This window comes from Micromonospora sp. NPDC002296, assembly GCF_040296145.1.
Lineage (GTDB): Bacteria > Actinomycetota > Actinomycetes > Mycobacteriales > Micromonosporaceae > Micromonospora.
In genome coordinates, this window is sequence record NZ_JBEOWQ010000003.1 from 123120 (window position 1) to 145457 (window position 22338).

The 22338-nt window shown below is 73.1% G+C and carries 17 protein-coding genes; 8 read left to right on the forward strand and 9 right to left on the reverse strand.

Features of this window, described 5'->3' with window-relative positions; translation table 11 throughout:
- Window positions 1-23: 23 nt before the first annotated feature.
- Window positions 24-530: an inorganic diphosphatase gene (locus ABT023_RS03785; RefSeq protein ID WP_350881351.1), complete on the reverse strand. Its 507-nt coding sequence runs from the start codon at window positions 528-530 to the stop codon at window positions 24-26.
- Between the two features lie 542 nt (window positions 531-1072).
- On the opposite strand from ABT023_RS03785, the gene dacB reads away from it, so the two are divergent.
- The 3 genes from dacB to tilS all read left to right on the forward strand — a co-directional run bounded on the left by dacB (window position 1073) and on the right by tilS (window position 4722).
- On the forward strand, window positions 1073-2500 hold the full coding sequence (dacB, locus tag ABT023_RS03790) for a D-alanyl-D-alanine carboxypeptidase/D-alanyl-D-alanine endopeptidase (RefSeq protein WP_350881625.1): 1428 nt from the start codon (window positions 1073-1075) through the stop codon (window positions 2498-2500).
- Window positions 2501-2582: 82 nt separating this feature from the next.
- A complete protein-coding gene (locus tag ABT023_RS03795; protein ID WP_350881353.1) occupies window positions 2583-3650 on the forward strand; it encodes an Rv3626c family coenzyme F420 biosynthesis-associated protein in 1068 nt (355 codons plus the stop codon).
- A 10-nt stretch (window positions 3651-3660) separates the two neighbouring features.
- Window positions 3661-4722 (forward strand): tRNA lysidine(34) synthetase TilS, encoded by a 1062-nt coding sequence (tilS, locus tag ABT023_RS03800; RefSeq protein WP_350881355.1) that lies wholly within the window; start codon window positions 3661-3663, stop codon window positions 4720-4722.
- 40 nt (window positions 4723-4762) lie between these two features.
- Here the strand turns inward: tilS and ABT023_RS03805 are convergent, their stop codons facing one another.
- A complete protein-coding gene (locus tag ABT023_RS03805) occupies window positions 4763-5725 on the reverse strand; it encodes a GlxA family transcriptional regulator (RefSeq protein WP_350881357.1) in 963 nt (320 codons plus the stop codon).
- 151 nt (window positions 5726-5876) lie between these two features.
- On the opposite strand from ABT023_RS03805, the gene ABT023_RS03810 reads away from it, so the two are divergent.
- From ABT023_RS03810 to folE, 4 genes are all read left to right on the forward strand, one after another.
- Window positions 5877-6014: a hypothetical protein gene (locus ABT023_RS03810; protein WP_350881359.1), complete on the forward strand. Its 138-nt coding sequence runs from the start codon at window positions 5877-5879 to the stop codon at window positions 6012-6014.
- A gap of 99 nt (window positions 6015-6113) precedes the next feature.
- Window positions 6114-6686, forward strand: a complete 573-nt coding sequence (gene hpt, locus ABT023_RS03815) for a hypoxanthine phosphoribosyltransferase (RefSeq protein ID WP_350881361.1) — start codon at window positions 6114-6116, stop codon at window positions 6684-6686.
- A 379-nt stretch (window positions 6687-7065) separates the two neighbouring features.
- The gene (gene ftsH, locus ABT023_RS03820) at window positions 7066-9081 is read left to right on the forward strand and encodes an ATP-dependent zinc metalloprotease FtsH (protein WP_350881364.1); all 2016 of its coding nucleotides are present in this window, start codon (window positions 7066-7068) and stop codon (window positions 9079-9081) included.
- Between the two features lie 74 nt (window positions 9082-9155).
- Complete coding sequence (folE, locus tag ABT023_RS03825; protein WP_350881627.1) at window positions 9156-9782, forward strand: GTP cyclohydrolase I FolE; 627 nt, start codon at window positions 9156-9158, stop codon at window positions 9780-9782.
- 96 nt (window positions 9783-9878) lie between these two features.
- Here folE and ABT023_RS03830 read toward each other — a convergent pair whose 3' ends face one another.
- Window positions 9879-10844: a hypothetical protein gene (locus ABT023_RS03830; RefSeq protein WP_350881366.1), complete on the reverse strand. Its 966-nt coding sequence runs from the start codon at window positions 10842-10844 to the stop codon at window positions 9879-9881.
- Window positions 10841-13735, reverse strand: a complete 2895-nt coding sequence (locus tag ABT023_RS03835) for an FtsK/SpoIIIE domain-containing protein (RefSeq protein ID WP_502890580.1) — start codon at window positions 13733-13735, stop codon at window positions 10841-10843. Before ABT023_RS03835 ends, ABT023_RS03830 begins: the two co-directional genes overlap by 4 nt.
- A gap of 312 nt (window positions 13736-14047) precedes the next feature.
- On the opposite strand from ABT023_RS03835, the gene ABT023_RS03840 reads away from it, so the two are divergent.
- Window positions 14048-14611, forward strand: a complete 564-nt coding sequence (locus ABT023_RS03840) for an Rv0361 family membrane protein (protein ID WP_350881629.1) — start codon at window positions 14048-14050, stop codon at window positions 14609-14611.
- 6 nt (window positions 14612-14617) lie between these two features.
- Here the strand turns inward: ABT023_RS03840 and ABT023_RS03845 are convergent, their stop codons facing one another.
- From ABT023_RS03845 to ABT023_RS03865, 5 genes are read right to left on the reverse strand one after another with little or no spacing between them, the layout of a single operon-like run.
- Entirely contained in the window at window positions 14618-15217 is a 600-nt protein-coding gene (locus ABT023_RS03845; RefSeq protein WP_350881368.1) for a hypothetical protein, read from the reverse strand.
- A 13-nt stretch (window positions 15218-15230) separates the two neighbouring features.
- Window positions 15231-16382, reverse strand: a complete 1152-nt coding sequence (locus tag ABT023_RS03850; protein ID WP_350881370.1) for a M23 family metallopeptidase — start codon at window positions 16380-16382, stop codon at window positions 15231-15233.
- The gene (locus ABT023_RS03855; RefSeq protein WP_350881372.1) at window positions 16379-16936 is read right to left on the reverse strand and encodes a hypothetical protein; all 558 of its coding nucleotides are present in this window, start codon (window positions 16934-16936) and stop codon (window positions 16379-16381) included. Before ABT023_RS03855 ends, ABT023_RS03850 begins: the two co-directional genes overlap by 4 nt.
- Window positions 16933-18894, reverse strand: coding sequence for an MraY family glycosyltransferase (locus ABT023_RS03860; RefSeq protein ID WP_350881374.1), 1962 nt, complete (start codon window positions 18892-18894; stop codon window positions 16933-16935). Before ABT023_RS03860 ends, ABT023_RS03855 begins: the two co-directional genes overlap by 4 nt.
- Window position 18895: 1 nt before the next feature.
- Window positions 18896-22297, reverse strand: a complete 3402-nt coding sequence (locus ABT023_RS03865) for an ATP-binding protein (RefSeq protein ID WP_350881376.1) — start codon at window positions 22295-22297, stop codon at window positions 18896-18898.
- Window positions 22298-22338: the final 41 nt, after the last annotated feature.

Genomic DNA, 22338 nt, shown 5'->3' on the forward strand with positions numbered 1-22338 from the left:
GGCCCGTCGACGTCTGCCGGTGGTCAGTGCAGGGTCTCGCCCCGCTCCTCGGCCTCCTTGGCGCGCCGGTACGAGTTGTGGATCTCGGCCTCGGCCTCGACCCGGCCGACCCAGGTCGCGCCCTCGACCGACTTGCCGGGCTCCAGGTCCTTGTACACCTCGAAGAAGTGCTGGATCTCCAGCCGGTCGAACTCGCCCAGGTGGTGGATGTCGCGCAGGTGCTCCTGACGCGGGTCCTCGTAGGGCACGCAGAGGACCTTGTCGTCCCCGCCCTTCTCGTCGGTCATCCGGAACATGCCGATGGTGCGGCAGCGGATCAGGCAGCCGGGGAAGGTGGGCTCGGGGACCAGCACGAGCGCGTCCAGCGGGTCGCCGTCCTCGCCCAGGGTGCCCTCGATGAACCCGTAGTCCGCCGGGTACTGCGTGGACGTGAAGAGGGTGCGGTCCAGCCTGATCCGGCCGGTCGCGTGGTCCACCTCGTACTTGTTGCGGTGACCCTTGGGGATCTCAACCGTGACGTCGAAATCCATCTTCCACGCTCCCTCGTCTGCCCACGCTGGCTAACGGAAACCAGTGGCGCCGCTCTCCAGACAGGTGAATGCACACCCGCCTGCTCCGGCCGCCGCATAGTCTTCGGACCGAAGTAGTGTCACCCAAGCTGTTTTCCACCCGGGAGGAGGGGGCTGTGGGGAGGGAAGATTCACACTATCGCCCGGAGGGGGTTGACGGGCGGAAGGGCGGGCATCCGGGTTCCGGGAGCGCGACCGGGCGGGTCCCGGTGCCCGAGGCGCACCTGCCCCGTACCCCCGTGCCGCCCCCTGCCGACGACTTCGACCCCGAGGCCACGGCCCGGATAGTCGGGGCCGGGGAGCGGCCCTCGCCGCCCGTGTGGCGGCCCTCGGACCGGACGCCCGTGGCCGACTGGGCACCGGCGCCGGCCTTCCCGGCCGCCGGCTTCGACGCACCCAGGCCGGAACCGGCAGCGGCCGGTGGCGCCGGCGGCGGGCCGCCGGTCGGGCCGACTCCCGGGTACGACCGGCCGCCGGCCCGCCGCCGGCGTCTCCCGCTGGCCGTGCTGGCCACCGTGGTGCTGCTCGCCCTGGTCGGGGCCGGGCTGGCGGTGGTCCGGCCCGGTCCGGTCGCCGGTTGGCTCGGCGCGGACCGGGCCACCCCGCAGGCGACCGGCGAGGCCGCCGAGCCGGAACCGGTCCCGGTGCTCTCCGGCCCGGACGCCAACGCCCCCGAGCCCACCCCGGACGGGGTGCGCGCCGCCCTCGAACCGCTGCTGCGGGCCCCTGAGCTGGGCGGCCGGGTCAACGTGTCGGTGGCCGACGTGACGACCGGCCGGTCGCTCTACTCACAGGGCGGCGACGCCGGCACCGTCCCCGCCTCGGTGACCAAGCTGGCCACCGCCGTCGCCGTGCTGGAGGCCCGCGGGCCCGGCCACCGCATCCCCACCCGGGCGGTGGCCGGCGCGAATCCGGGCGAGGTGGTCCTCGTCGGCGGCGGCGACCCGACCCTCGCGGTGGACGGCGACGGCTTCTACCCCGACGCGGCCCGCCTCGACGACCTGGCCAAACAGGTCAAGCAGGCGCTCGGCGGCACCGCGCCGACCCGGGTCACCGTCGACTCCTCGCTCTTCCCCGGCCCGGTGTACGGCCCCGGCTGGGACTCGGACATTCCCACCGGCGGGTTCGGCGCGGCGATCAGCGCGCTGATGACCGACGGCGCGCGCCGGGACCCGCAGGCCGCGAAGAGGAACTTCGACGCCGGCCACGGCGGGGCGGAGCGGGTTCCGCAGCCGGACCTGGTGGCCGGCCGCGCCTTCGCCAGGCTGCTCGGGCTCACCGGCGCCGCCGCCGAGGTGAAGCGGAGCACCGCCCCGGCAGCCGGCGCGGCCTCGTCCGCCGCTGCCCCCGCGCCCGGCGCCGAGTTGGGCAAGGTCGAGTCGCTGCCGGTGATCCGGCTGGTGGATATTATGATCACCGACAGTGACAACGTGATCGCCGAGGCGATGGCCCGGCAGGTCGCGTTGTCCCGCGACCAGCCGGCGTCCTTCGTCGGCGGGGCGGCGGCGATGGACATCGTGATCGGCGAGCTGGGCCTGTCGGCCAACGAGATCACCCTCGCCGACGGCAGCGGGCTGTCCCGGAGCAACCGGATCAGCCCGTCCCTGCTGACCGACCTGATCTCGCTCGCCGGCAACGGCACCCATCCGGAGTTGGCCGCTGTCTTCGGCGGCCTGCCGGTCGCCGCCTGGTCGGGCACCCTCGGCGGGCGGTACCAGGTGCCGGCCACGGTGGCCGGGGCCGGCGTGGTCCGGGCCAAGACCGGGACGCTGACCCGGGTGCACGCCATCGCCGGGCTGGTCACCACCGTCGACGGCCGCCTGCTCACGTTCGCCGTGCTCACCGACCAGGCGCCGTCCGACTCGCTCGACGACACCCGGCGGGCCCTCGACCGGATCACCTCCGCGCTGGCCCGCTGCGGCTGCCGCTGAACCGGCCCGGCACCCTTTTGTGGAGGGATGTCCTGTCATCGGCGAAAGGTGGGGGTGTTCCGGCGCGGGTACGGTGGGGTGCATGGCGCAGTTCGTGGACTGGGATCTGGCCGCCGCGACCGCGGGGGCGTTGAGCAAGTCGGGGCCCCGGGTGTCGTACTCCGAGGCCACCGAGGTGGTTTCCGAGCTGCGGCGACTGACCGACGAGGCGGCCGGGCACGTGGCCGACTACACCGGGCTCCGCTCGCAGGTGGTGCACCCGCCGGTGCGCGTGGTGGACCGACGGGACTGGGCGGCGACAAACATCGCCGGCCTGCGCGAGGTGATCACCCCGCTGGTCGGCCGGCTCGCCGGCGACAAGCAACCCGGCCCGCTCACCGAGGCGATCGGCTCCCGGGTCACCGGAATCCAGGCCGGCACCGTGCTGGCGTACCTGTCGGGTCGGGTCCTCGGCCAGTACGAGGTCTTCTCCGGTGACCCCGGCCAACTGCTGCTGGTCGCGCCGAACATCGTCGAGGTGGAGCGGAAGTTGGGGGCCGACCCGCGTGACTTCCGGCTCTGGGTGTGCCTGCACGAGGTGACCCACCGCACCCAGTTCACGTCGGTGCCCTGGATGCGGGCGTACTTCCTCGGCGAGGTGCAGGCGTTCGTGGACGCCTCGCAGGGCGGCGAGCACCTGGTCGAGCGGCTGCGCCGGGGGGTGGCCACCCTCTCCGACGCGGTCAAGGACCCGGAGAGCCGGGCCAGCGTGCTGGACATCGTGCAGACCCCCGCCCAGCGGGCCGTGCTCGACCGGCTCACCGCGCTGATGACCCTGCTGGAGGGGCACGCCGAGTTCGTGATGGACGGCGTCGGCCCGCAGGTCATCCCCAGCGTCGAGCGGATCCGGGCCGCGTTCAACCGGCGTCGGGAGACGGGCAACCCGCTGGAGAAGGCGATCCGCCGGCTGCTCGGCGTCGACGTCAAGATGCGCCAGTACGCCGAGGGCCGCAAGTTCGTCCACGGCGTCGTCGAGCGGGTCGGCATGGACGGCTTCAACAAGATTTTCAACTCCCCGCTGACCCTGCCCCGGCTCGACGAGCTGGGCGACCCGGACGCCTGGGTCGCCCGGGTGCACGGGCCGGCCGGCGCCACCCCGACCGTCGGCTGACCGTACGCCGATGGCCGCGCTCGCCCCGTCGGTCGCCGCGGTCCGGCTCGCGGTCCGCCGCGCGCTGACCGGGCTGGTCGGGGACGGGCCGGTGCTGGTCGGCTGCTCGGGCGGGGCCGATTCGCTCGCCCTGGCCGCCGCCACCGCGTTCGTCGCGCCCCGGCTCGGCCGGCGGGCCGGACTCGTCACCGTGGACCACGCCCTCCAGGCCGGCTCCGACCAGCGGGCCGCCGCCGTGGCGGCCTGGGCCGCCACGGCCGGGTTCACGCCGGCCGAGGCGGTACGGGTCGACGTCGACGGCCGCCCCGGGGGGCCGGAGGCAGCCGCCCGCCAGGCCCGCTACCAGGCGCTGGTCGAGGCGGCCCGGCGGCACGGGGCGGCGGCGCTGCTCACCGGGCACACCCGCGACGACCAGGCCGAGACGGTGCTGCTCGCGCTGGCCCGGGGCGCCGGCCCGCGTGGGCTGGCCGGGATGCCGCCCCGACGGGACCTGTCCGGCGTGCCGCTGCTGCGCCCCCTGCTCGACGTGACCCGCGAGCAGACCCGCACAGCGTGCGCCGCCCTCGGGCTGACCCCGTGGGAGGACCCGCACAACACCGACCCGTCGTACGCCCGGGCCCGGGTCCGGTCCGACGTGCTGCCCGCGCTGGTCCGGGCGCTCGGCCCCGCCGTGCTGGACAACCTCGCCCGGACCGCCCGCCTGGTGGCCGCCGACACCGCCGCCCTCGACGCCCTGGCCGCCGACGCCCTGACCACGCCTGCACCTGCGGTACCGGCCGGTCCGGCTGCCGTCGGCGGGGCGAGGGGTCAGACGCCGGCGGGTGTGCGGGTGCCCGAGGGCGGGTTGTCGGTCGAGGCGCTGGCCGGGCTCGCCCCGGCAGTCCGGACCCGGGTGCTGCACGCCTGGGCCCGGGAACTCGGCGCGGCACCCGCCGCGCTGTCCCACCGGCACGTCGCCGCGCTGGACGCACTGGTCACCGACTGGCGGGGGCAGGGCGCGACCCATCTGCCCGGCGGCATCCGGGTGGTCCGCAGTGCCGGCCGGCTAAGCGTCGCCGACCCGCTCGCCTGACGGCTCGCCGCCGCAGGCCAGGGCCCGGCCTGCGGGATGGTCAGCCGATCGTGGCGCGGTCGCGAAAGGTGGCCCGGTAGGCGTGCGGGGTGGTGCCCAGCCGGCGGGTGAAGTGGTGGCGCAGGGCAGCCGCGTCGCCGAAGCCGGCCCGGCCAGCCACGCCCTCCACGCTCAGGCCGGTCTCCTCCAACAGCCGCCGGGCCAGCAGCACCCGCTGGTTGGTCAGCCAGTCGTGGGGCGTGGTGCCGGTCTCGGCGCGGAACCGGCGGGCGAAGGTGCGCGGGGTCATCCCGGCCCGGGTGGCCAGCCCGTCGACGGTGACCGGGCGGTCCAGGTGACCCATCAGCCACTCCAGCACGGGTTCCAGGGTGGGTGCCTCGGGGGCCTTCGGGATGGGTGCCTCGATGTACTGGGACTGGCCGCCGTCGCGGTGCGGCGGGACGACCATCCGGCGGGCCAGCCGGGTGGCGGTGGCCGAGCCGTGCTCCTGGCGTACCAGGTGGAGGCAGGCGTCGATGCCGGCGGCCGTGCCGGCGCTGGTGAGCAGCCGGCCGTCGGCCACGTAGAGCGAGTTGCACCGGACCCGGGCCCGGGGGTGGCGGCGCTGCAACTCGTCGACGTACCGCCAGTGGGTGGTGCACTCCCGGTCGTCGAGCAGCCCGGCCGCACCGAGCACGAACGCCCCGGAGCAGACGCTCAACATGTATGCGCCACGCGCGTCGGCCCGGCGCAGCGCGTCCAGTACGGCGGGGGACACGGTCGTGCAGTCGTTGTGCGCGGGCACCGCGACCAGGTCGGCGTCCTCGATGGGCCCGAGGTCGGCGTGCGGGGTGAGGTGGAACCCGGCGGAGGTGCGCACCTGGGCGCCGTCGGACGTACAGACGGTGAACCGGTAGCCGGGAAAGCCGTCGGCGGTCCGGTCGGTGCCGAAGACTTCGGAGAGCACTCCCAGCTCGAACGGGGCCACCCCGTCGAGCGCGAGGATGGCGACGGATCGGAGCATGTGACGAGGGTAACCGTGCTGGTGGCAGGAAATCGAGGCCCGGTGGCATAACTGCCACTGTCTGACAGGTGGGCAGGCGCGCAGACTGGTCCCAGTCCGGTGCGCACCGGCGGCGAAAACATCCGAGAACCCCGCGAAAGCGAGCGCCGCCATGGCATTCCTGTCGTTCCTGCTCTTCCTGCTCCTCCTCGTCGCCGCGTCGGCCTCCGGCCTCGGCGCCGACACCCGGGACTCGGCCGACTGGAAGCCCACCGACGAGGGCCGCCGGTGGCGATCCAGTATCTGCTGACCCGGTTCGCGCCGGATGTGGAGAAAATCCCGGCGGGACCGCGTCGAAAGGGGCGGCCCCGCCGACGGAGGGCATCCGGCATACGGCAGGCTAGGAGCCATGGCTGACGGCTCCTGGTACGACGCCGACATCGACCACGTGATCATTTCCGAGGCACAGATCCGCGAGAAGACGGCGGAGCTGGCCAAGCAGGTCTCGGCTGACTACGCGGGCGTCGACGGGCTCCTGCTCGTCTGCGTGCTCAAGGGCGCGGTCATGTTCATGGCCGACTTCGCCCGGGCGCTGGGCCGGCACGGTCCCCCCGCCGAGCTGGACTTCATGGCCATCTCGTCGTACGGCCAGGGCACCACCTCCTCCGGCGTGGTCCGGATCCTCAAGGACCTGGACCGCGACATCGCCGGACGGCACGTGGTGGTCATCGAGGACATCGTCGACTCCGGGCTCACCCTCTCCTGGCTGCTGCGCTACCTGGAGTCGCGCTCGGCGGCCAGCGTCGAGGTCGTCGCCCTGTTCCGCAAGCCGGACGCGGTCAAGGTCCCGGTGCCGGTGAAGTACGTCGGATTCGACATCCCGACCGAGTTCGTCGTCGGCTACGGCCTCGACTTCGGCGAGCGGTACCGCGAGCTGCCCTACGTCGGCGTGCTCAAGCCCGAGGTCTACGCACGGGCGTGAGGCCCGTTCGTGTCGGTACCCGTCAAGCGGACGTTCAGCGCGTTCTCAGCTGATCGGTCTACGGTAGGGGGCGGTGGCGTGGAGTAGCTCTCCACGCCCGGCCCTTCGACCCGTGTGACCGGGCGGTCGGGTGGCCGGGCGCGGAACTCCCGCCACGCCGGCTGAAACCCGGTTCGCCTTACGCGTAACTGCTGGGCTCGCAAGCTCACATGTCGCGCGCACGGTGTACCGTCGAGTGACCGTGGCGCGGCAGTTGCGCGCCCCGGGGTCGAGGCCGGCCCGCACGGCGGCTGCGGCTGCCGCCTCGGCGGCAACAAGCCATTCAGACGGTCAGGACGTCGATCAGGAGGATGCGGGCGTCTCGGCGCTCGACGACAGTATGGAACGTACGCGTTTCTTCCGCCGACCGGTGGTCTGGATCATCCTGGTCATCCTCGGCGCCGTTGTGCTCAGTCAGCTGTTCACCGCTGGTCCCAGCTACCACCGCGTGGACACTTCCGTTGCGCTCGACCAGCTGCATACCGCGAAGATCAAGAAGGCGGTCTTCCAGGACAAGGAGCAGACGCTCCAACTCGACCTGGAGAGCAAGACCAAGTTCGGTGACACCGACACCGACCGGATCGAGGCGCAGTTCCCGTACGAGGTGGGCGGCCAGGTCTGGAACGAGGTCCTCGACGCCAAGGCTGCCAACCGGATCACCGGACCGGCCGACACCAAGGTGTCGTCCGACAGCATCTGGGTGAGCCTGCTGGTCAACCTGCTCCCCATCGCGCTGCTCGTGCTCCTGCTGCTGTTCTTCATGTCGCAGATGCAGGGCGGCGGCTCCCGGGTGCTCAACTTCGGCAAGTCCAAGGCGAAGATGATCACCAAGGACACCCCGAAGACGACCTTCGCGGACGTCGCGGGCGCCGAGGAGGCCGTCGAGGAGCTCCACGAGATCAAGGACTTCCTGCAGAACCCGGCGAAGTACCAGGCCCTGGGCGCCAAGATCCCGAAGGGTGTGCTGCTCTTCGGCCCGCCCGGCACGGGTAAGACGCTCCTCGCCCGCGCCGTCGCCGGCGAGGCCGGGGTGCCGTTCTACTCGATCTCCGGATCCGACTTCGTCGAGATGTTCGTCGGTGTCGGGGCCAGCCGGGTCCGCGACCTGTTCGAGCAGGCCAAGACGAACGCCCCGGCGATCGTCTTCGTCGACGAGATCGACGCCGTCGGTCGTCACCGCGGCGCCGGCATGGGCGGCGGCCACGACGAGCGCGAGCAGACGCTCAACCAGCTGCTCGTCGAGATGGACGGCTTCGACACCAAGGGCGGGGTGATTCTGATCGCCGCCACCAACCGGCCGGACATCCTCGACCCGGCGCTGCTGCGCCCGGGCCGCTTCGACCGGCAGATCCCGGTGGACGCTCCCGACATGGAGGGCCGCAAGGCGATCCTGCGGGTGCACGCCAAGGGCAAGCCGTTCGCCCCCGACGTCGACCTCGACGCGGTGGCCCGGCGGACCCCGGGCTTCAGCGGCGCGGACCTGGCCAACGTGATCAACGAGTCCGCGCTGCTTACCGCCCGTAAGGACGAGCGGGCGATCAGCAACGACTCCCTGGAGGAGTCGATCGACCGGGTGATCGCCGGTCCGCAGCGTCGGACCCGGGTGATGGGCGACCAGGAGAAGAAGATCACCGCGTACCACGAGGCCGGGCACGCGCTGGTCGCCTGGGCGCTGCCGCACGCCGCGCCGGTGCACAAGGTGACGATCCTGTCCCGTGGCCGCTCGCTGGGCCACACCCTGGTGCTGCCGACCGAGGACAAGTACACCCAGACCCGCGCCGAGATGATCGACACCCTGGCGTACGCGCTGGGCGGTCGGGCCGCCGAGGAACTGGTGTTCCACGAGCCGACCACCGGCGCCGGCAACGACATCGAGAAGGCCACCGGGCTGGCCCGCGCGATGATCACCCAGTACGGCATGAGCTCCAAGCTCGGCGCGATCAAGTACGGCACCAGCGGGGACGAGCCGTTCCTCGGCCGGAACATGGGCCACGAGCGGGACTACTCCGACACGGTGGCCGCCGAGATCGACAACGAGATGCGGGCGCTTATCGAACTGGCCCACGACGAGGCCTGGGAGATCCTGGTGGAGTACCGGGACGTCCTGGACAGCATCGTGCTCGAGCTGATCGAGAAGGAGACCCTCTCCACGGCCGACATGGCCCGGATCGCTGGTCGGGTGGTGAAGCGCCCGCCGATGGCCCCGTACAACGGCTTCGGCAAGCGTCAGCCCTCCACCGAGCCCCCGGTGCTCACCCCGACCGAGAAGGACGCGCTCAAGGCGCAGGCCCAGGCCGACGGCGCGTCCGTCGGCGGCGGCACGCCCAGCTCGAACAACTCGGACGGTACGCACTGAGTACCGACCCGAAGGTCGGTCCCGAGGTCGTCCCCGCCCAGGGAGCCTCGTCGACCGAGCCCGACACCGATGGGCTGGACTACCTCGCCGCGCGCCTGGTCAACGGAAGGTTGACCGGGCGCCCGGTCGAGGAGGCCGTCGACCTGGCCCGGATCGAGAAAGCGGTACGCGAGATCCTGATCGCGGTCGGGGAGGACCCCGACCGCGACGGGCTCGTCAAGACGCCGGCCCGGGTCGCCCGCGCGTACGCCGAGCTCTTCGCCGGCCTGCGCGTCGACCCGGCGCAGGTGCTCAGCACCACCTTCGAGGCCAACCACGAGGAGTTGGTGCTCGTCAGAGACATCGACGTGATGAGCCTGTGCGAGCACCACCTGCTCCCGTTCCGGGGCAGCGCTCACATCGGCTACATCCCCGGAACGGACGGCCGGATCACCGGCCTGTCCAAGCTGGCCCGGCTGGTCGAGGTCTTCGCCCGCCGTCCCCAGGTGCAGGAGCGGCTCACCTCGCAGATCGCCGACCTGCTGATGAGCAAGCTGGCCCCGCGCGGCGTCGTGGTGGTGCTCGAGTGCGAGCACATGTGCATGGCGATGCGCGGCATCCAGAAGTCCGGGGCAAAGACGATCACCTCGGCGGTGCGCGGCACGCTCCAACACGACGCGAAGTCCCGGGCCGAGGCGATGGCGCTGATCATCCACCGCTGACCGCGGGGATTCCTCGGCGGACGACGCCGGGTCGCTGGACCTTCAAGGGGCCGCCCAGGACGGGACGGCCACGCCGCGTCCGGCCCGGCGAGCGGGTCAGCCGGCCAGCATCGCCAGAACGAGTCCCGCCGTGGTCGACACCGCCGGGACGAGGCAGACCAGGGCACCCCACCGGGGGGTCCGGTCCGACCGGCCACCGGTCGTCGGGTTCGGCACCGCCCCGAGGGTCATCGCCGTCGGATCGCCCACGGCACCGCCCCCACCGATCCGACCGCCTGACGCACGGACCGCCGCCAACGTCACGCCCGTCGGGTCTACCCGACGACGGGAGCCGGCAACCACCGGGACAGCGGGAGCGGACTCCGTCGGGCCGCCGGGCGTACCCGGGCTCGGCGTCCGGCGGGTGGCTTCCCCGGCCGCCGCGGGACCGGTCGGCCCGTCGAACAGCCGGCCGACGGCGAGCCAGCCGGTGACGAAGGCAGCAGCCGGCATCGGCACCCCACAGATCAGCGCGACCACGCTCGCTGGGCCGGTGCCGGTGGCCAGGTAGAGCACCACCTGGAGCAGCGGTACGACCAGGGCCAACGGCCCGTACACCAGCAGGTTGCGGACCTTCGGTGGCCAGGCCGCCGGGCGGAGCGGGCTGCGCGCGGCCAGCACGCCGTCCGCCGCGTCCGCCCAGCCCCGGGCCGACCGCAGCGTGCCCAGCACCGCCGTCGGCCCACCCACCATGCTCCGGGCCGCCTCCGTCAGCTCGGGCGGCGACGGCACCAGCACCATCGGGGGTACGCCAAGCTCTCGCAGCCGGGACCGCTGCGGGGCGAGTCGCTCGCGTACCGCGGTCAGTTCCTCCCGGGCGGCCCGGACCGCGCGGGCCTGCTCGGTCGCGGCGGTCGCCGCGCTCCGGCGCACCCCGTCGAGCTGCCGGGCCGCAGCGACGTACTCCGTCCAGGAGGTCGCGCCGTCGGCCGGACGGGGCGGCGCGGGATCGGCACCGGAACGCTGCCTGACCGGGGCGGCAGCCGTCGCCGCATCGGCGATGCTGGTCGGCTCCCGGCTCATGCGCTCTCCCCAGTCCCTGCGGCGTCGGCCCTGCTGCCGTTGCCGGCACTGCCTGTGGCCTCGGCCGCGTCCCCGCCTCCGGCTTCGATCGCGGCGTCGGTCTCGTTCGTGGCGTCGGTCTCGTTCGTGGCGTCGGTCTCGTTCGTGGCGTCGGGTCTGTTCGTGGCGTCGGTCTCGTTCGTGGCGTCGGGCCCGTTTTCGGTGACGGCCACCGCCGGGGACTCGGCGAACGGCACCAGGAGGACGCCCCGCTCGTCCGGGCCGTCCCAGAGCACGGCCCGGTTTCCGCGGGGACGCCACTGCACCGGGTGGCCCAACACCGCCGTGAGCTGCGTCCCCGGCACGCCCACCGCCACGACGGCAGCGAGTTTGTCGACCTCTTCCTCGGCCTCGACGACCGCCGTGAACGACGGCACCGTGCGCCACCAACCGAGCAGGTGCCGGCCCGTCGGGGGGCCCTCCCGCAGCAGCGTCCGCAGCCGGTCCGGCGGCAGCTCCTGCGGGGCGGGTCCGTCGAGACCGAAGACCACCAGGTAGCCCGGCTCGTCGGCGTCCAGCGCGGCGAGCAGGCCCGGCAGGCCGACCCGATAGACCCGGTGCTGGCCGGCGAGGTCGGCGGCGAGCGCGTCGGCCACCGGCACCGCATCGGCGCCGAGCGCGGCCACGACGAACCGTCCCGTGCCGGGCCGGTGGTGCGCGGCGACGCTGCGGGCTGCGGTCGCGAGCAGCGCGGCGGCCTCCACCCCCGGGCCCAGGACAGCGATGTTGCGGCCGGCGGCCGGGCCGAACGGCACCGCCACCGTCGACCGGGAGAGATCCACCGCACGGCCGAGCAGGGCGGCCGGGCCACGTACCCGGCCCGCGAAGGCTGCCCGGTAGCGGGGGTCGTTGCGCAAGAGCGGACGCGCCCAGCCGGCGAAGACGACCGGAGGCGCGGACCGCTCCGCCCGGGTCTCCCAGAGCCGGTGCCGCAGCTCCGCGATGCTCTCCGGGACCTCGTGCGGGTCGGGGAACCGGACCATCCGCTCGTGCCCCCGGGTCGCGCCCCGAGGCCCACCGAGCCCGCCCGCCGTGTTCACCACCGCGCTGCCCACCGGCAGGCCGGCGGCGGCGTCGTTGCTCGGCTCCAGCACCGGGCCGCCGCCGGCCAGCGCCACCCGCACCGGAAACTGCCCGAGCATCGAGTCCCGGGTCGTCTGCCCACCGGCGATCCCGACGTCGGCCTCCCCGGCCAGGACCAGGTGGACGCCGTACGCCCGACCCGAGCGCGCCAGGGCGTCCAACCGGGCTGTCGCCTCGGCGGCCAGCCGGTCCCGGTCCGCGAGGAGCAGCGGGAGGTTGTCGATCACGCACACCACGCGGGGCAGGGACTGGTGCTCCCGCAGCGCGGTGAACCGCTGCCCGCCGGCGCGCTGCCCGGCCTCCTCCCGACGCTGGACCTCCGCGGCCAGTTCACCGAGGAGGTCCAGCACGTACTCCCGGTCGGCGGCCATCCCCGCCGTACGGACCTGGGGCACCCAGGACCGGTCCCGCTCGGTCTGGAGAAACTCCGCGAACGACTCACCATCGCCGAGGTCGGCCAGGTGCAGGACCAGCTCGTCCGGGCCGTACCGGGCGGAGAGACCGAGCAGCACGTTGGTGAGGAAGGCGGCGCGGCCTGCGGCGGACCGGCCGCTGACCAGCCAGTGCGGGGTCAGCTCGGTGAAGCCGACGGTCACCGGCCGGCCGCCGGCGTCCCCGACAGTGGTGGCGATCCCCTCCGCCGAACTGGCCGTGCACAGTGGCTCGTCCGGGTCGGGGAGCAGGTCGGCCAGGCTGAGCCGGGAGCCGGCCTCCACCTCCTCGGCGAGCCGCCGGCAGACCTCGCCGACCAGCGCCGGGGGTGGATCCTCGTCGACGAAGACGGGCGAGTTGAGCCCCCCGGGCGGCTCCGCGCCCGGGCCGGCGAACGAGGTGCCGGGAGGGTCGCCCAACAGCGAATACGCGTTGCGTACGGACAATGTGGTGGCCTGCGGCAGGGGGGCGCGGGTCGCGTACGGACCGGCCGGGGGCCAACCCGCCACGACGAGGTGCAGCCCGGCGGCGCGTCCCTGCTCGGCCAGCGCCTCGATCCGCCCGAGGTCGGTCGGCCCGGTCAGCTCGGGTAGCGCGGCGACGACCAGCAGCAGCGTGCGGTCGTGGCGGCGCGGCCGGCCGGTGCCCGGAGCCACCCACTGTTCCGCCTCGGTGAGTACCGCCCGCAGCCCGGCGACGTCCACCGCCGGCGGGGGCAGCAGCCCGGCGTCCGCGAGCGCCGCGAACGGCGCGAAGGTGCCGGCCAGCGCCGCGGCCGGCCCGGCACCCGCGCTGGTGCGAATCGTGTCGTTGGTGCGGACCGTGTCGTTGGTGCGGACCGTGTCGTTGGTGCGGACCGCGTCGATGGTGCGGACCGCGTCGATGGTGCGGACCGCGTCGATGGCGCGGATCAGCAGGCAGCCGGCGGGCGTCGCGGCGAGCAGTCGAAGCAGGATCGCCCGGAGCAGCCCGGCCACCCGCGGGTCACGGACGTCGGTGTCGATCGCCAAGTGTCCGGTTCCGAGCAGCGGCACCAGCGCGGGGAAGCGCGCGTCCTCCAGCGGGGCGGCGGTGCCGACCCGGACGAAAGCCGGCGGCCCTTCGCCCGAGGGAGCCTCCGCGGCGACCGTCTCCAGTGGCTCCCCCGCCCAGCCGGGCGCCAGCAGGGCCGCCGCGCTACGGAGCCGGTCCGCGAGTTCGTACTGCCGGCGCTGGTCGGCAGGCGCGGGCCGGGTCTCGTCCAGAATGCCGGCCGCTGCGGTGGCCGTCGCCTCCGCCCTCCTGTGCAGGGCAGCAGCGCGGCTTGTGCGTGTCCTCGGACCGGCCACCGCGTCCACCCCTCTTCCCGAGGCTGGCAACCCCTCCCCGCGCAGTGACCGTATCCCAGGTCCGAGCCCCCCTCCGGGATGCGCCACGGCGCTGCGGCCACGTGCCGGGTGATTACCGGCACGGCGCTTCCCACTGATGGTGGTGGTGCGGGGCGGTTCCTCGCGTCGACAGCGCCGGTCCCCTCATCACGGCGCGGCCACGCCCCCGTCATCGGCGATCGGGCGCGCGGCGGGCCGGGCCAGTCGTGCCCGGTCATGATCGGTGGCGGCTGGGGCATTGGGTACGAGGCGTCCAGCCGATAGCCTCAAGGGGTGGAATCAGTGCAGCCCTCCGCCGGTTCCCAGGTCTCCCGCGTACCGGCGCAACGGACCCCGCCGGAGCAACTGGCGCCCCCGTCCGGGGCGCCGGCGCCGGTCCGTCCGCCGCGTCGGTGGCGCACCGTCCTCACCGTGGTCGCCGGGGTGGTCGGCCTGCTTATGCTCGGAGGCGTGGCGACCGCCTTCGTCCTGTATCAACGCGCCACCACCCCGGACCGCAGCGCCCCCGATGTGGTGGTCGACAACTACCTGCGCGCCTTCCTGGTAGACGGCAACGATGTCAGAGCCGAACAATTCACATGCTCCGCTAACCCTCCGCAGCTGAACGAGCTTCGCGCACTTCGCGACGACCTGCTCGCGCGAGAGAAGCGCTTCGCCACGACGATCTCGGTGAGCTGGGGCAGATTGGACGTCCAAGACCAGGGCGACATGGCTCAGGTGGATGTCGACTTGATCATCTCTGCGCACGTGGACGGGATTTCACAGAGCGATCGACAACCGTGGCAGTTCAACGTCAGTCGTGCGGATGACGGCTGGAAGGTGTGTAACGGAACTCCCGCTGGCTGAGGTGCGTCACTCGATCCAAAGCAGGTGAACCGGGACCTCCAGGGTCGTCGGGGGTTGTCCCCGCCAGGCCCAGCGGTACCACTCCAACTCCGGAGTGACCCGCACGCAGATGTCTCCGTCCGTGCCCGAGTAGGTCTCGGTCACCGCACGCAGGTCCCGTTGCTCGCCGGTGTCCCTGGCGTGCACGACTCGTCGCCCGGTGACGGTGCCGGCATCGAACACCGGGGTCGGCGCGCGGTGGGTCGGTGCGTCCAGGGACACCAGGTGGACACCGGATTCCTGGGGCGCTCCGCCGCCCGGCCGGGTTCCGACGGCCTCCACCCAGACCCGCTCGACCGGCACGAGCGGGGCGAACACCTCGACCTGCTCGGACTCGGCGCGATACCACTCCTGCTCCGGAATGACCGGAACGTACGTGCGGCTGTTCTGCACCACCCGCTCGTCGGCACGTAGGTCACCGCGCCAACCGAGACCCGGTAGCCCGATCAGGACCCGCTGGCCGCGCAGGTCGACCCGGACGGTCGCGGGCACGATCTCGATCGGCCGGGGTGGCAGAGGTGCCCAGTCGGGTTGGTCGGCGAAGGGGTCGGGGAATGGCCCGGTCATACGCGCCGGGGCCTCACGCCTTGCCGTTCAACGGCGCGCCCCGGTCCCGCATGAACGACACCGGGTTGACGGCACCTCGGCTGGACCGATCCCCGTCGAGGTGCACCTCGAAGTGCAGGTGTGGTCCGGAGGAGTTGCCGCTGGAGCCGACCTCCCCGATCACCTCGCCGGCCTTCACGAGCTGACCGGGAACGACCCGGGGCTTGACGATCATGTGGCAGTACCGGGTGACGTAACCGCCGGCGTGCAGCATGTCGACGAACCAGCCGCACCCGCCCTTGCCCGGCCAACCGTCCACGTCGCAGCTCCGGCCGCCGCGGTGGTCGGGGTCGCAGCGGGCTACCAGCACCCGGCCGGTGGCGGCGGCGCGGATCAGAGTGTGCTTCGACGCGCCGATGTCCACGCCGTTGTGGCTGGGCCGACTCGCGGTCCGGAACCCGGACCCGACGCCACCCGGGATCGGCGCGGTCCAGCCCGAGGCGGCGATCTGACCCCGGGTGGCCGCGTTGCAGATGTTCTGCTTCGCCACCTGCACCGTGCGGGCCGCGCCCCCGGCGAGCGCGTCCACGATCTTGCTGGCCAGTTCCTCGTGCTTGGCGTAGGCATCCGGGAAGGCGCTGACCTGCACCCGCTGGGCGGCCCGGGTCAGCGGTATCTGCTCCCAGTTGGGGACCTTCACCAGCTTCTCGTAGAACTTCCGGGACGTGTAGGCCGGGTCCTGCAACTGTTCCGGTGAGCCCCAGCCCTGGCTTGGGCGTTGTTGAAAGAGGCCCACGGAGTCGTGGTCGTTGCGGCTGCCGAGGTGGGGGAGGTTGCGCAGACCGGACTCCTGCATGGCGGTGGCGATCGCGACGACCCATCCCCGGGGCGGAACCTTCATGTCGGAGCCGACCTTGATGATGACGGCGGCGTTGCGGATCTGGCTGTCGCCGTACTGGGCGAAACGCGGCATCTTTCCTGACACGTTGACCTGGTGCGTCCGTCCGCAGCCGGACCGGGCCTCGGGGGAGAGGTCGTCCCCACCGCCGCTCAGTTCGGTGAGGAAGAACGCCGCCGTGCCGCCGGTGCAGCAGAGCAGCGTGAGGGCGGCAGTCAGCGCGGCGGCCAGGGCGCCGACGCGCAGTTGCCGGCGGCGGGGGGCCCCGCTTTCGAGGTGATCGCTCATGTCCGCTCCCAGTCCACAGCGTCGACCAGCCACTGCCCGTCCGGGGCCACGAGCTCCAGCCGTAGGCGCCCCGAGTCGAGCGGCACCAACACCTCCACGAAGCGCTCCGTCCGGAGCCGGAGGCTCGGTTCTCCGGTCGTCCGCTCCGCCGGGACCCCAACCGGATCGGCGCCGGCGAGCTCCTCGGTCAGTTTCGGCGTGGAGAGCGGGCGTAGGGCGGCATGCCATTGGTCGGCCCCGCCGTCGCGACCGCCGAGCCAGGCGGCGGTGAACCTGTCCGCGATCTGCTCGGGCGGCGGTGCACCCGGCCGGCTCACCGGTGACGGGGGCGTGGTGCTCCCGACCACCCCGTCGTCACCGGCAGTCGGGTCGACGGTGGTGATCGGCTCACCCGGTCGGTTGCTCAGGCCCGTCGCCGGGCCCACCGAACCGGAGAAGAGTCGCGCCGCCCCGAGAACGCCGACCACGAGGACGCCGATGGCCAACGCGATGCCCAGCCGGGACCTCAGCGCCTTCGTGAACAGAAATTCAATCGCCCGTCGCATCACCCTCACCGCGCCTCGGTGCGGATCCGCGGCGCGGTGGGCCGAGAGGTCGCGGGCTTGGTGGAGCCGGGACGGTAGATGACGAAGGACGGGTTCTCCTCTGGCACGTCCGGCTCGGTCCAGGTCGCTGGCTGGCGACGCCGGGGCTGGGGCGTGGTGGGACGCGCGGTGCCCCGCTGTTCGGGCGAGGCGGCCTCATCCGAGCGGTCGCTGCCGTCCGGCCGCTGTCGCTCGCTGGCCGTGCCGGTGGCGGTGGCGGTGGCGACCTTGGCCTGGCTCGGATCCTCGTGCCGGGCCTCCGGCCGGAGGCTGCGCTGCTCCAGCCCCACGCCTCGTCGCCGAGCCGGGGCCGGCTCGGCGGTGCCGCCCGGCTCGGCCACGTCCAGCCGGGCGGCCGTGCGCATGTCCCGGAAGAACCGACGATGCCACGAGCCGGCCGAACTGACGGCCTCGCTGCTGTCCTTGCCGCCCAGTTGGGTGATTCGCCGGTAGGGCCGCAGCAGCAGCCAGCCGACCACCCCGCAGAGCCACACCAGCACCACCTGGAGCCAGCCTGGCAGGGTCGCCGTGCTCATGATCAGGTCCACGGCGAAGAGGTAGATGGCGGCCCCGGTGCCGAAGATGGCGATGTTGAACACCGCGGCGACGACGGCGTTGGCCAGCCGCCGCAGTCCGGCACTCGCCGGACGCATCAGGCCCACGGTGCCCAGGATCGGGGCCGCGATCACCGCCCACCGGAAGATGAGGAAGCCCAGCAGGACCAGCAGCGAGGCGGTGAGGTCGAACATCGCGAAGAGCAGCGCGGCGAGCACCGCGATGAAGCCGGAACCGACCCGGTCCATGTCCCGGACGCCCTGGAGGTACTCGTACGCCTCCCGGTCCTCGTCCTTGATCTGCTGTGCGACCCGCGCCCACTGTTGCTGCTTGGCGTCGATGGTCGCGTCGCGCGTCTTCGGATTGGCCCGGAGCTTCTCCGCCTCCTCCCAGGAAATCGACTTCGCGTCGTAGAGCGCCGGCCCGTACTTCTTGGCCGTCTCGCTGTCGGCCGATCCGAGCACTCCACGCAGCCAGTTCCGGTAGAGCATGGACTCGGTGGCGGTGTCGCTGGCCCGGACCGCAGGGGGGCGCTTGTCGATGCAGGCATCAGGGCTCGGTAGAGCGCACTTGTCCGCTGGAATGTCTCTGGTCGCGGGTCCGACCGCGTCGTGGACGACGCCGAGGGTGGTGACGAGCGTGCCGTCGGCGATGTTCGCGGACTTGACCGGCCAGGCGGCCAGGGCCGTCACAGCCACCATCACCAGCAGGGCCCAGCCCGCAGTGGTCATGGCGTTGCTCATGTCGGACTGGCGGGAGCGCCAGAGCAGGTAGAGACCCACCACGCACAGCGTGACGATGCCGAAGACGCTGAACACCTTCTGGTAGACGGCCTTGGTGGCCTGCTCGACCAGCGGGTCGGCCCAGCCCCACATCGACCTGGGGTCCCAGGCCCGTTCTCTTAGCGCGTTCGAGCCGCCGATGATGGCGGTGGCGATCATGAACTCGCCGTTCGCCACGGTGGTGGTGAACTTGTATTCCGGGTGGATGATTGCAGAGGCGCAGCCGCCGATGTCGTACGTCGGGTAGCTGTACCCCGCGTACCCGTAGTCGCTGTAGAGGCCCTTCGGGCCGGGCAGCTTGGCGGAGTCCGGACGGGCGGCGAACCAGCCGGCGAGCCCGGAGTCGGGTGCCGCGGGGACCGGTGCGTTGAGGCACTTGACCTGGTCTTTGCTGACCGCGGTCAGCTTGTCGACGCAGGTGCGGAAGTTGGCCTGCCACTCCTGGGTGGTGCACAGATCCGCGCGGGCCTGGGCTGTCGGCGGCGCGGCGTACGCTGGGTCGCCCCCCACCACCGGCCAGGCGACGGTGGCCCCGGCGAGTACGCCGAGCGCGAGCAGGAACGCCGCTAACCGGGCCCGCACCCTCGCCATGTCACGCCTCCAGGTCCGGGAGATTGGTCGGCAGTTGCCCAGCCCTCGCGGCGACCGCGGCGGGGGTGGTGTCCAGGTGATCCAGCAGCCCGTCGACGTACGACACGTCCACCCGGACCTTCTGCACCCGCCCGTCGACGTCGCGCATGACGAACTCGCGGAAGCCGAGCCGGACGGACGAGGTGGCGTCCGCGGCCGACAGCGAGGCCAGGGTGGCCTCGTACCCGTCGTTGACCGGGACGCGGAGCAGCCGTAGCGCCTCGGAGGCGATCTCGGCGTCCTCGGCGATCCGGCCGACGAAGACGGTGGAGACGAGGTTCTGGACGTCGAGGCCGAGGATGTCCCGCGGGTTCTGCGAAGCGACCAGGGCGGCGAGGTTCCACTTGCGGGAGTCGCGGGCGAGTCGGACCAGGAAGGAACGGCCGGAGCGCCAACCCTCCATGAAGTGCGCCTCGTCCAGGCCGACCAGTTTCCGGGACGACATCGAACCGCCGTAGCAGCGGCGTACCGCCAGCCGGTGGGCGGTGTGCAGCATGGGCAGCGCGAGGGCCTCCTCGGCCGACCAGTACTCCCGTTCGATCTTGAGGTCGGGCAGCCGCAGCCCGGCCATGGTGATCACGGTGAGCGCCGCGTCGGCGCCGAGCAACCCCTCCGGCGGCCGGCCGAAGAAGAGCATGGCCAGCGGCATCTCGGCCGTGTCCAGCAGGAGGTTGGCGAGTTCCTTGCCGGCGTCGTCGTCGAGCTGACCCAGACAGGCGACCACGTCGTCCAGGGTGGACGTCTCCTCTGCCGGCACCTGGCGCACGGCGTGCCGGAACAGGGTGGCGGTGGATGCCTCCCGGGCCACCTGCGGCGGCACCAGCATCATGCAGATGTCCTGTACCAGCATGCGGCGCTCGGCGCGGGCGTTGGAGATCGCGATCTCGAATTCCCGGTCGCCGGTCGCGCCGGCGCTGAACTCGCTGCGTAGCGGGGTCGGGATGAGCGCGTACGGTGCCAGCGTCCCCTGCTCGGAGCCGGTCAGGTTGAGCACCCGCGAGTACGGTCGCAGCTCCGGCATGTTGCACAGCCGGGCCAGTGGCCCGGACGGGTCGAGCAGGGTCACCTGCACCCCGCGCCGGGCGGCGAGGTAGCCCAGCGCGCCGAGCAGCGTCGACTTGCCACCGCCCGGCTCGGCGACGAAGACCGCGAGCCCGGAGCGTTCCCGCACCTCCATCGGGAAGTGCATGTCGAGGAAGACCGGCCGGCGGCAGGTGCCGGCGGTCCGCCCGATGAGGTCGCCGCGCCGGTCGCCCACCGTCGACGCAGCCTGTGGCAGCGCGGCGGCGAGCAGGTTGACCGGCATCCGACGGACGTACCCGGTGTTGGCGATCGGCTCGCCGGGGATGAACTCCCGGGCCAGCCAGTCCTGGTTCTTCGGGTGTTGCAGCGAGACGCGCAGCTCCCGGGAGTAGAGCTGAATCAGCCGGCGGGCCCGTTCCAGGCACTCCTCCCGGGTCCGGCCGCCGACCGCGATCCGGTGCCAGCCGTGCGCCCGGGCGGAGTCCACCGGCAGGCCGGTGGTCATCTCGTCGCCGATCACCAGCGCCCGCTTGGCCAGTCGCTCCAGCTCGGGCGGGGCGTCGATGCCGTGTTCGGCGTAGTCGAGCTGCTGGGAGCGGATCATCCGCAGCCGGTGCTCAAGGTTGCGGAACGAGTCACCGGAGCCGAGGATGTCGACCCTGGTGGAGATCTCCATCGGCCAGGGCAGTCGCTCGTGGAAGTGCAGCCAGGGCTCGTGCCGCTCGGGGATCTCCAGCGGCTCCATCCGGCCGACCGCGAGCACGGCCACGTGCCGCTCCTCGCCGGTCATCCGGTTGACCAGCTTCACCGTCGACCCGTACGGGGTGCGGTAGCGCTCGACCTGCTCGGTGAGGGCGAGCAGGTCTCCGCGCTCCCACCGGCCGTCGGTGATCGGGGAGAGGGTGCCGGGTGGTGCCATGCACAGCGCGACCGAGCGGTAGAGCAGCCACTCAAGCTCCTGCGCGGTCACCCGCCGCCCGCGCATGCCGAACGCGCCCAGCACCTCGTCGAACTGTTCGACGGTGCGGCCGAGCTTGCGGCGCTCGCCTTCGGCGACGCCCCGACCGAAGGTGCGCAGCAGTCGCTCGGTGAGCGAGTCGCCGAGGGAGCGCCGGGCGAAGGTGACACCGAGGTACGTCTGCCCCTCGGCGTGGTTGACGGAGAGCAGGTGCCGCTGGGCCGCCACCAGGTGGTCGCCCCAGCCGGCGGTGCCCGGCACGTCGGGCAGCGGGGCCGAGGTGTGCGCGTCGATGGTGCGGGCCCACTCGTCGGCGGGGAAGGGCCGGGTGGTGCGGCGCAGGTGCAGCCGGAACCCGGCGAGCCCGGCGTACTGCTCGGAGATCGCGGCGAGCAGCGCCTCCCGTTCGGCGTCCGGCCGGAACGCCCAGCGCACCTCGGGCAGCCAGTACCAGGCGGTGACGGTGTTGGGGGTGAACGTCAGGTGGCCGGCGATCTCGGTGATGGCCAGCTCGACCGACGGGTCCCGGTCCCCGAACTTGATCTTCGGTGCCCGGACCGGCTTGGCCTGTCCGGCCGGCTTCGCGGCCTTCCCGGCCTTGCCGGGCCTGGCCGGCTTGCCTGGCCGGTCGCGCCGGTCGGCCGTGCGCTGGCGGGGTGGCGCAACCTCCAGGCCGGCAGGTGCCGGTTCGGGCGCGGGGCGGGTCGTCCGCTCCGGTTCCCGGTGCGGTTCGGGCACCCGGTGCGGGGGCAGCTCCGGCTCCCGGACGGCGGGCGGCGCGACGTCGCGCCAGCCGTACGTCTCGTCGTCGGGGTCGGCGACCTGGGTGACCTGGGCGACCGGGGGCGGAGGTAGATCGGGGGCCACGGCGGGACGGACCGCCGGGAGCCGGTCCGCAGGCTGCTGGGGGACCCGGGCCCGGCTCTGCGGGGCGGTCACCGGTGCCGGGGTGCGCTCGACCGGCGAGGGGGACCGCTCGACGGGGGCCGGCTGCACCTCCGCGCGGGCGGGCGGCGGCACGGCGGCCGTCTGCTGGTGGGGGATCGCGGGAAGGTCCCGGCCGGTCGGTCGGGGCGGGGTCGGCAGCGCGGGCCGGGACGCCCCCGGGTGGGCGCCGCCGAACAGGTCGAGGAACGGGGAGTCGATGTCCGCGTTCTCGGCGACCATCGGTGCGGGCGGCTCCGGTGGAGCCGGGCGTCCCGGCGCGGGACGTGGCGCCTGGAAGACCCCGACCCGGCCGTGACCGGGCGTGGTGGCGAGCGCCGGGTCGAGGGCGACTTCGTCCAGCTCCTCGCCCGCAGGGTAGTCGAACGAGCGCGCACGGTTACCCTGCGGTGCGGTGTGGCGTCCTGCCGGGGAACCCGGCGTGGAAGAGCGGCTCATGCCACCGCCTCACCCGAGTGCCACGACCGCCCGATCGGTGT

Coding starts and splice junctions, on each gene's coding strand:
- ABT023_RS03830 (WP_350881366.1), bottom strand. CDS start 10,844: ATGAGCCGGGAGCCGACCAGCATCGCCGATGCGGCGACGGCTGCCGCC.
- hpt (WP_350881361.1), top strand. CDS start 6,114: ATGGCTGACGGCTCCTGGTACGACGCCGACATCGACCACGTGATCATT.
- ABT023_RS03805 (WP_350881357.1), bottom strand. CDS start 5,725: ATGCTCCGATCCGTCGCCATCCTCGCGCTCGACGGGGTGGCCCCGTTC.
- tilS (WP_350881355.1), top strand. CDS start 3,661: ATGGCCGCGCTCGCCCCGTCGGTCGCCGCGGTCCGGCTCGCGGTCCGC.
- ABT023_RS03850 (WP_350881370.1), bottom strand. CDS start 16,382: ATGAGCGATCACCTCGAAAGCGGGGCCCCCCGCCGCCGGCAACTGCGC.
- ABT023_RS03845 (WP_350881368.1), bottom strand. CDS start 15,217: ATGACCGGGCCATTCCCCGACCCCTTCGCCGACCAACCCGACTGGGCA.
- ABT023_RS03860 (WP_350881374.1), bottom strand. CDS start 18,894: ATGGCGAGGGTGCGGGCCCGGTTAGCGGCGTTCCTGCTCGCGCTCGGC.
- ABT023_RS03865 (WP_350881376.1), bottom strand. CDS start 22,297: ATGAGCCGCTCTTCCACGCCGGGTTCCCCGGCAGGACGCCACACCGCA.
- ftsH (WP_350881364.1), top strand. CDS start 7,066: ATGGAACGTACGCGTTTCTTCCGCCGACCGGTGGTCTGGATCATCCTG.
- ABT023_RS03810 (WP_350881359.1), top strand. CDS start 5,877: ATGGCATTCCTGTCGTTCCTGCTCTTCCTGCTCCTCCTCGTCGCCGCG.
- ABT023_RS03785 (WP_350881351.1), bottom strand. CDS start 530: ATGGATTTCGACGTCACGGTTGAGATCCCCAAGGGTCACCGCAACAAG.
- ABT023_RS03795 (WP_350881353.1), top strand. CDS start 2,583: ATGGCGCAGTTCGTGGACTGGGATCTGGCCGCCGCGACCGCGGGGGCG.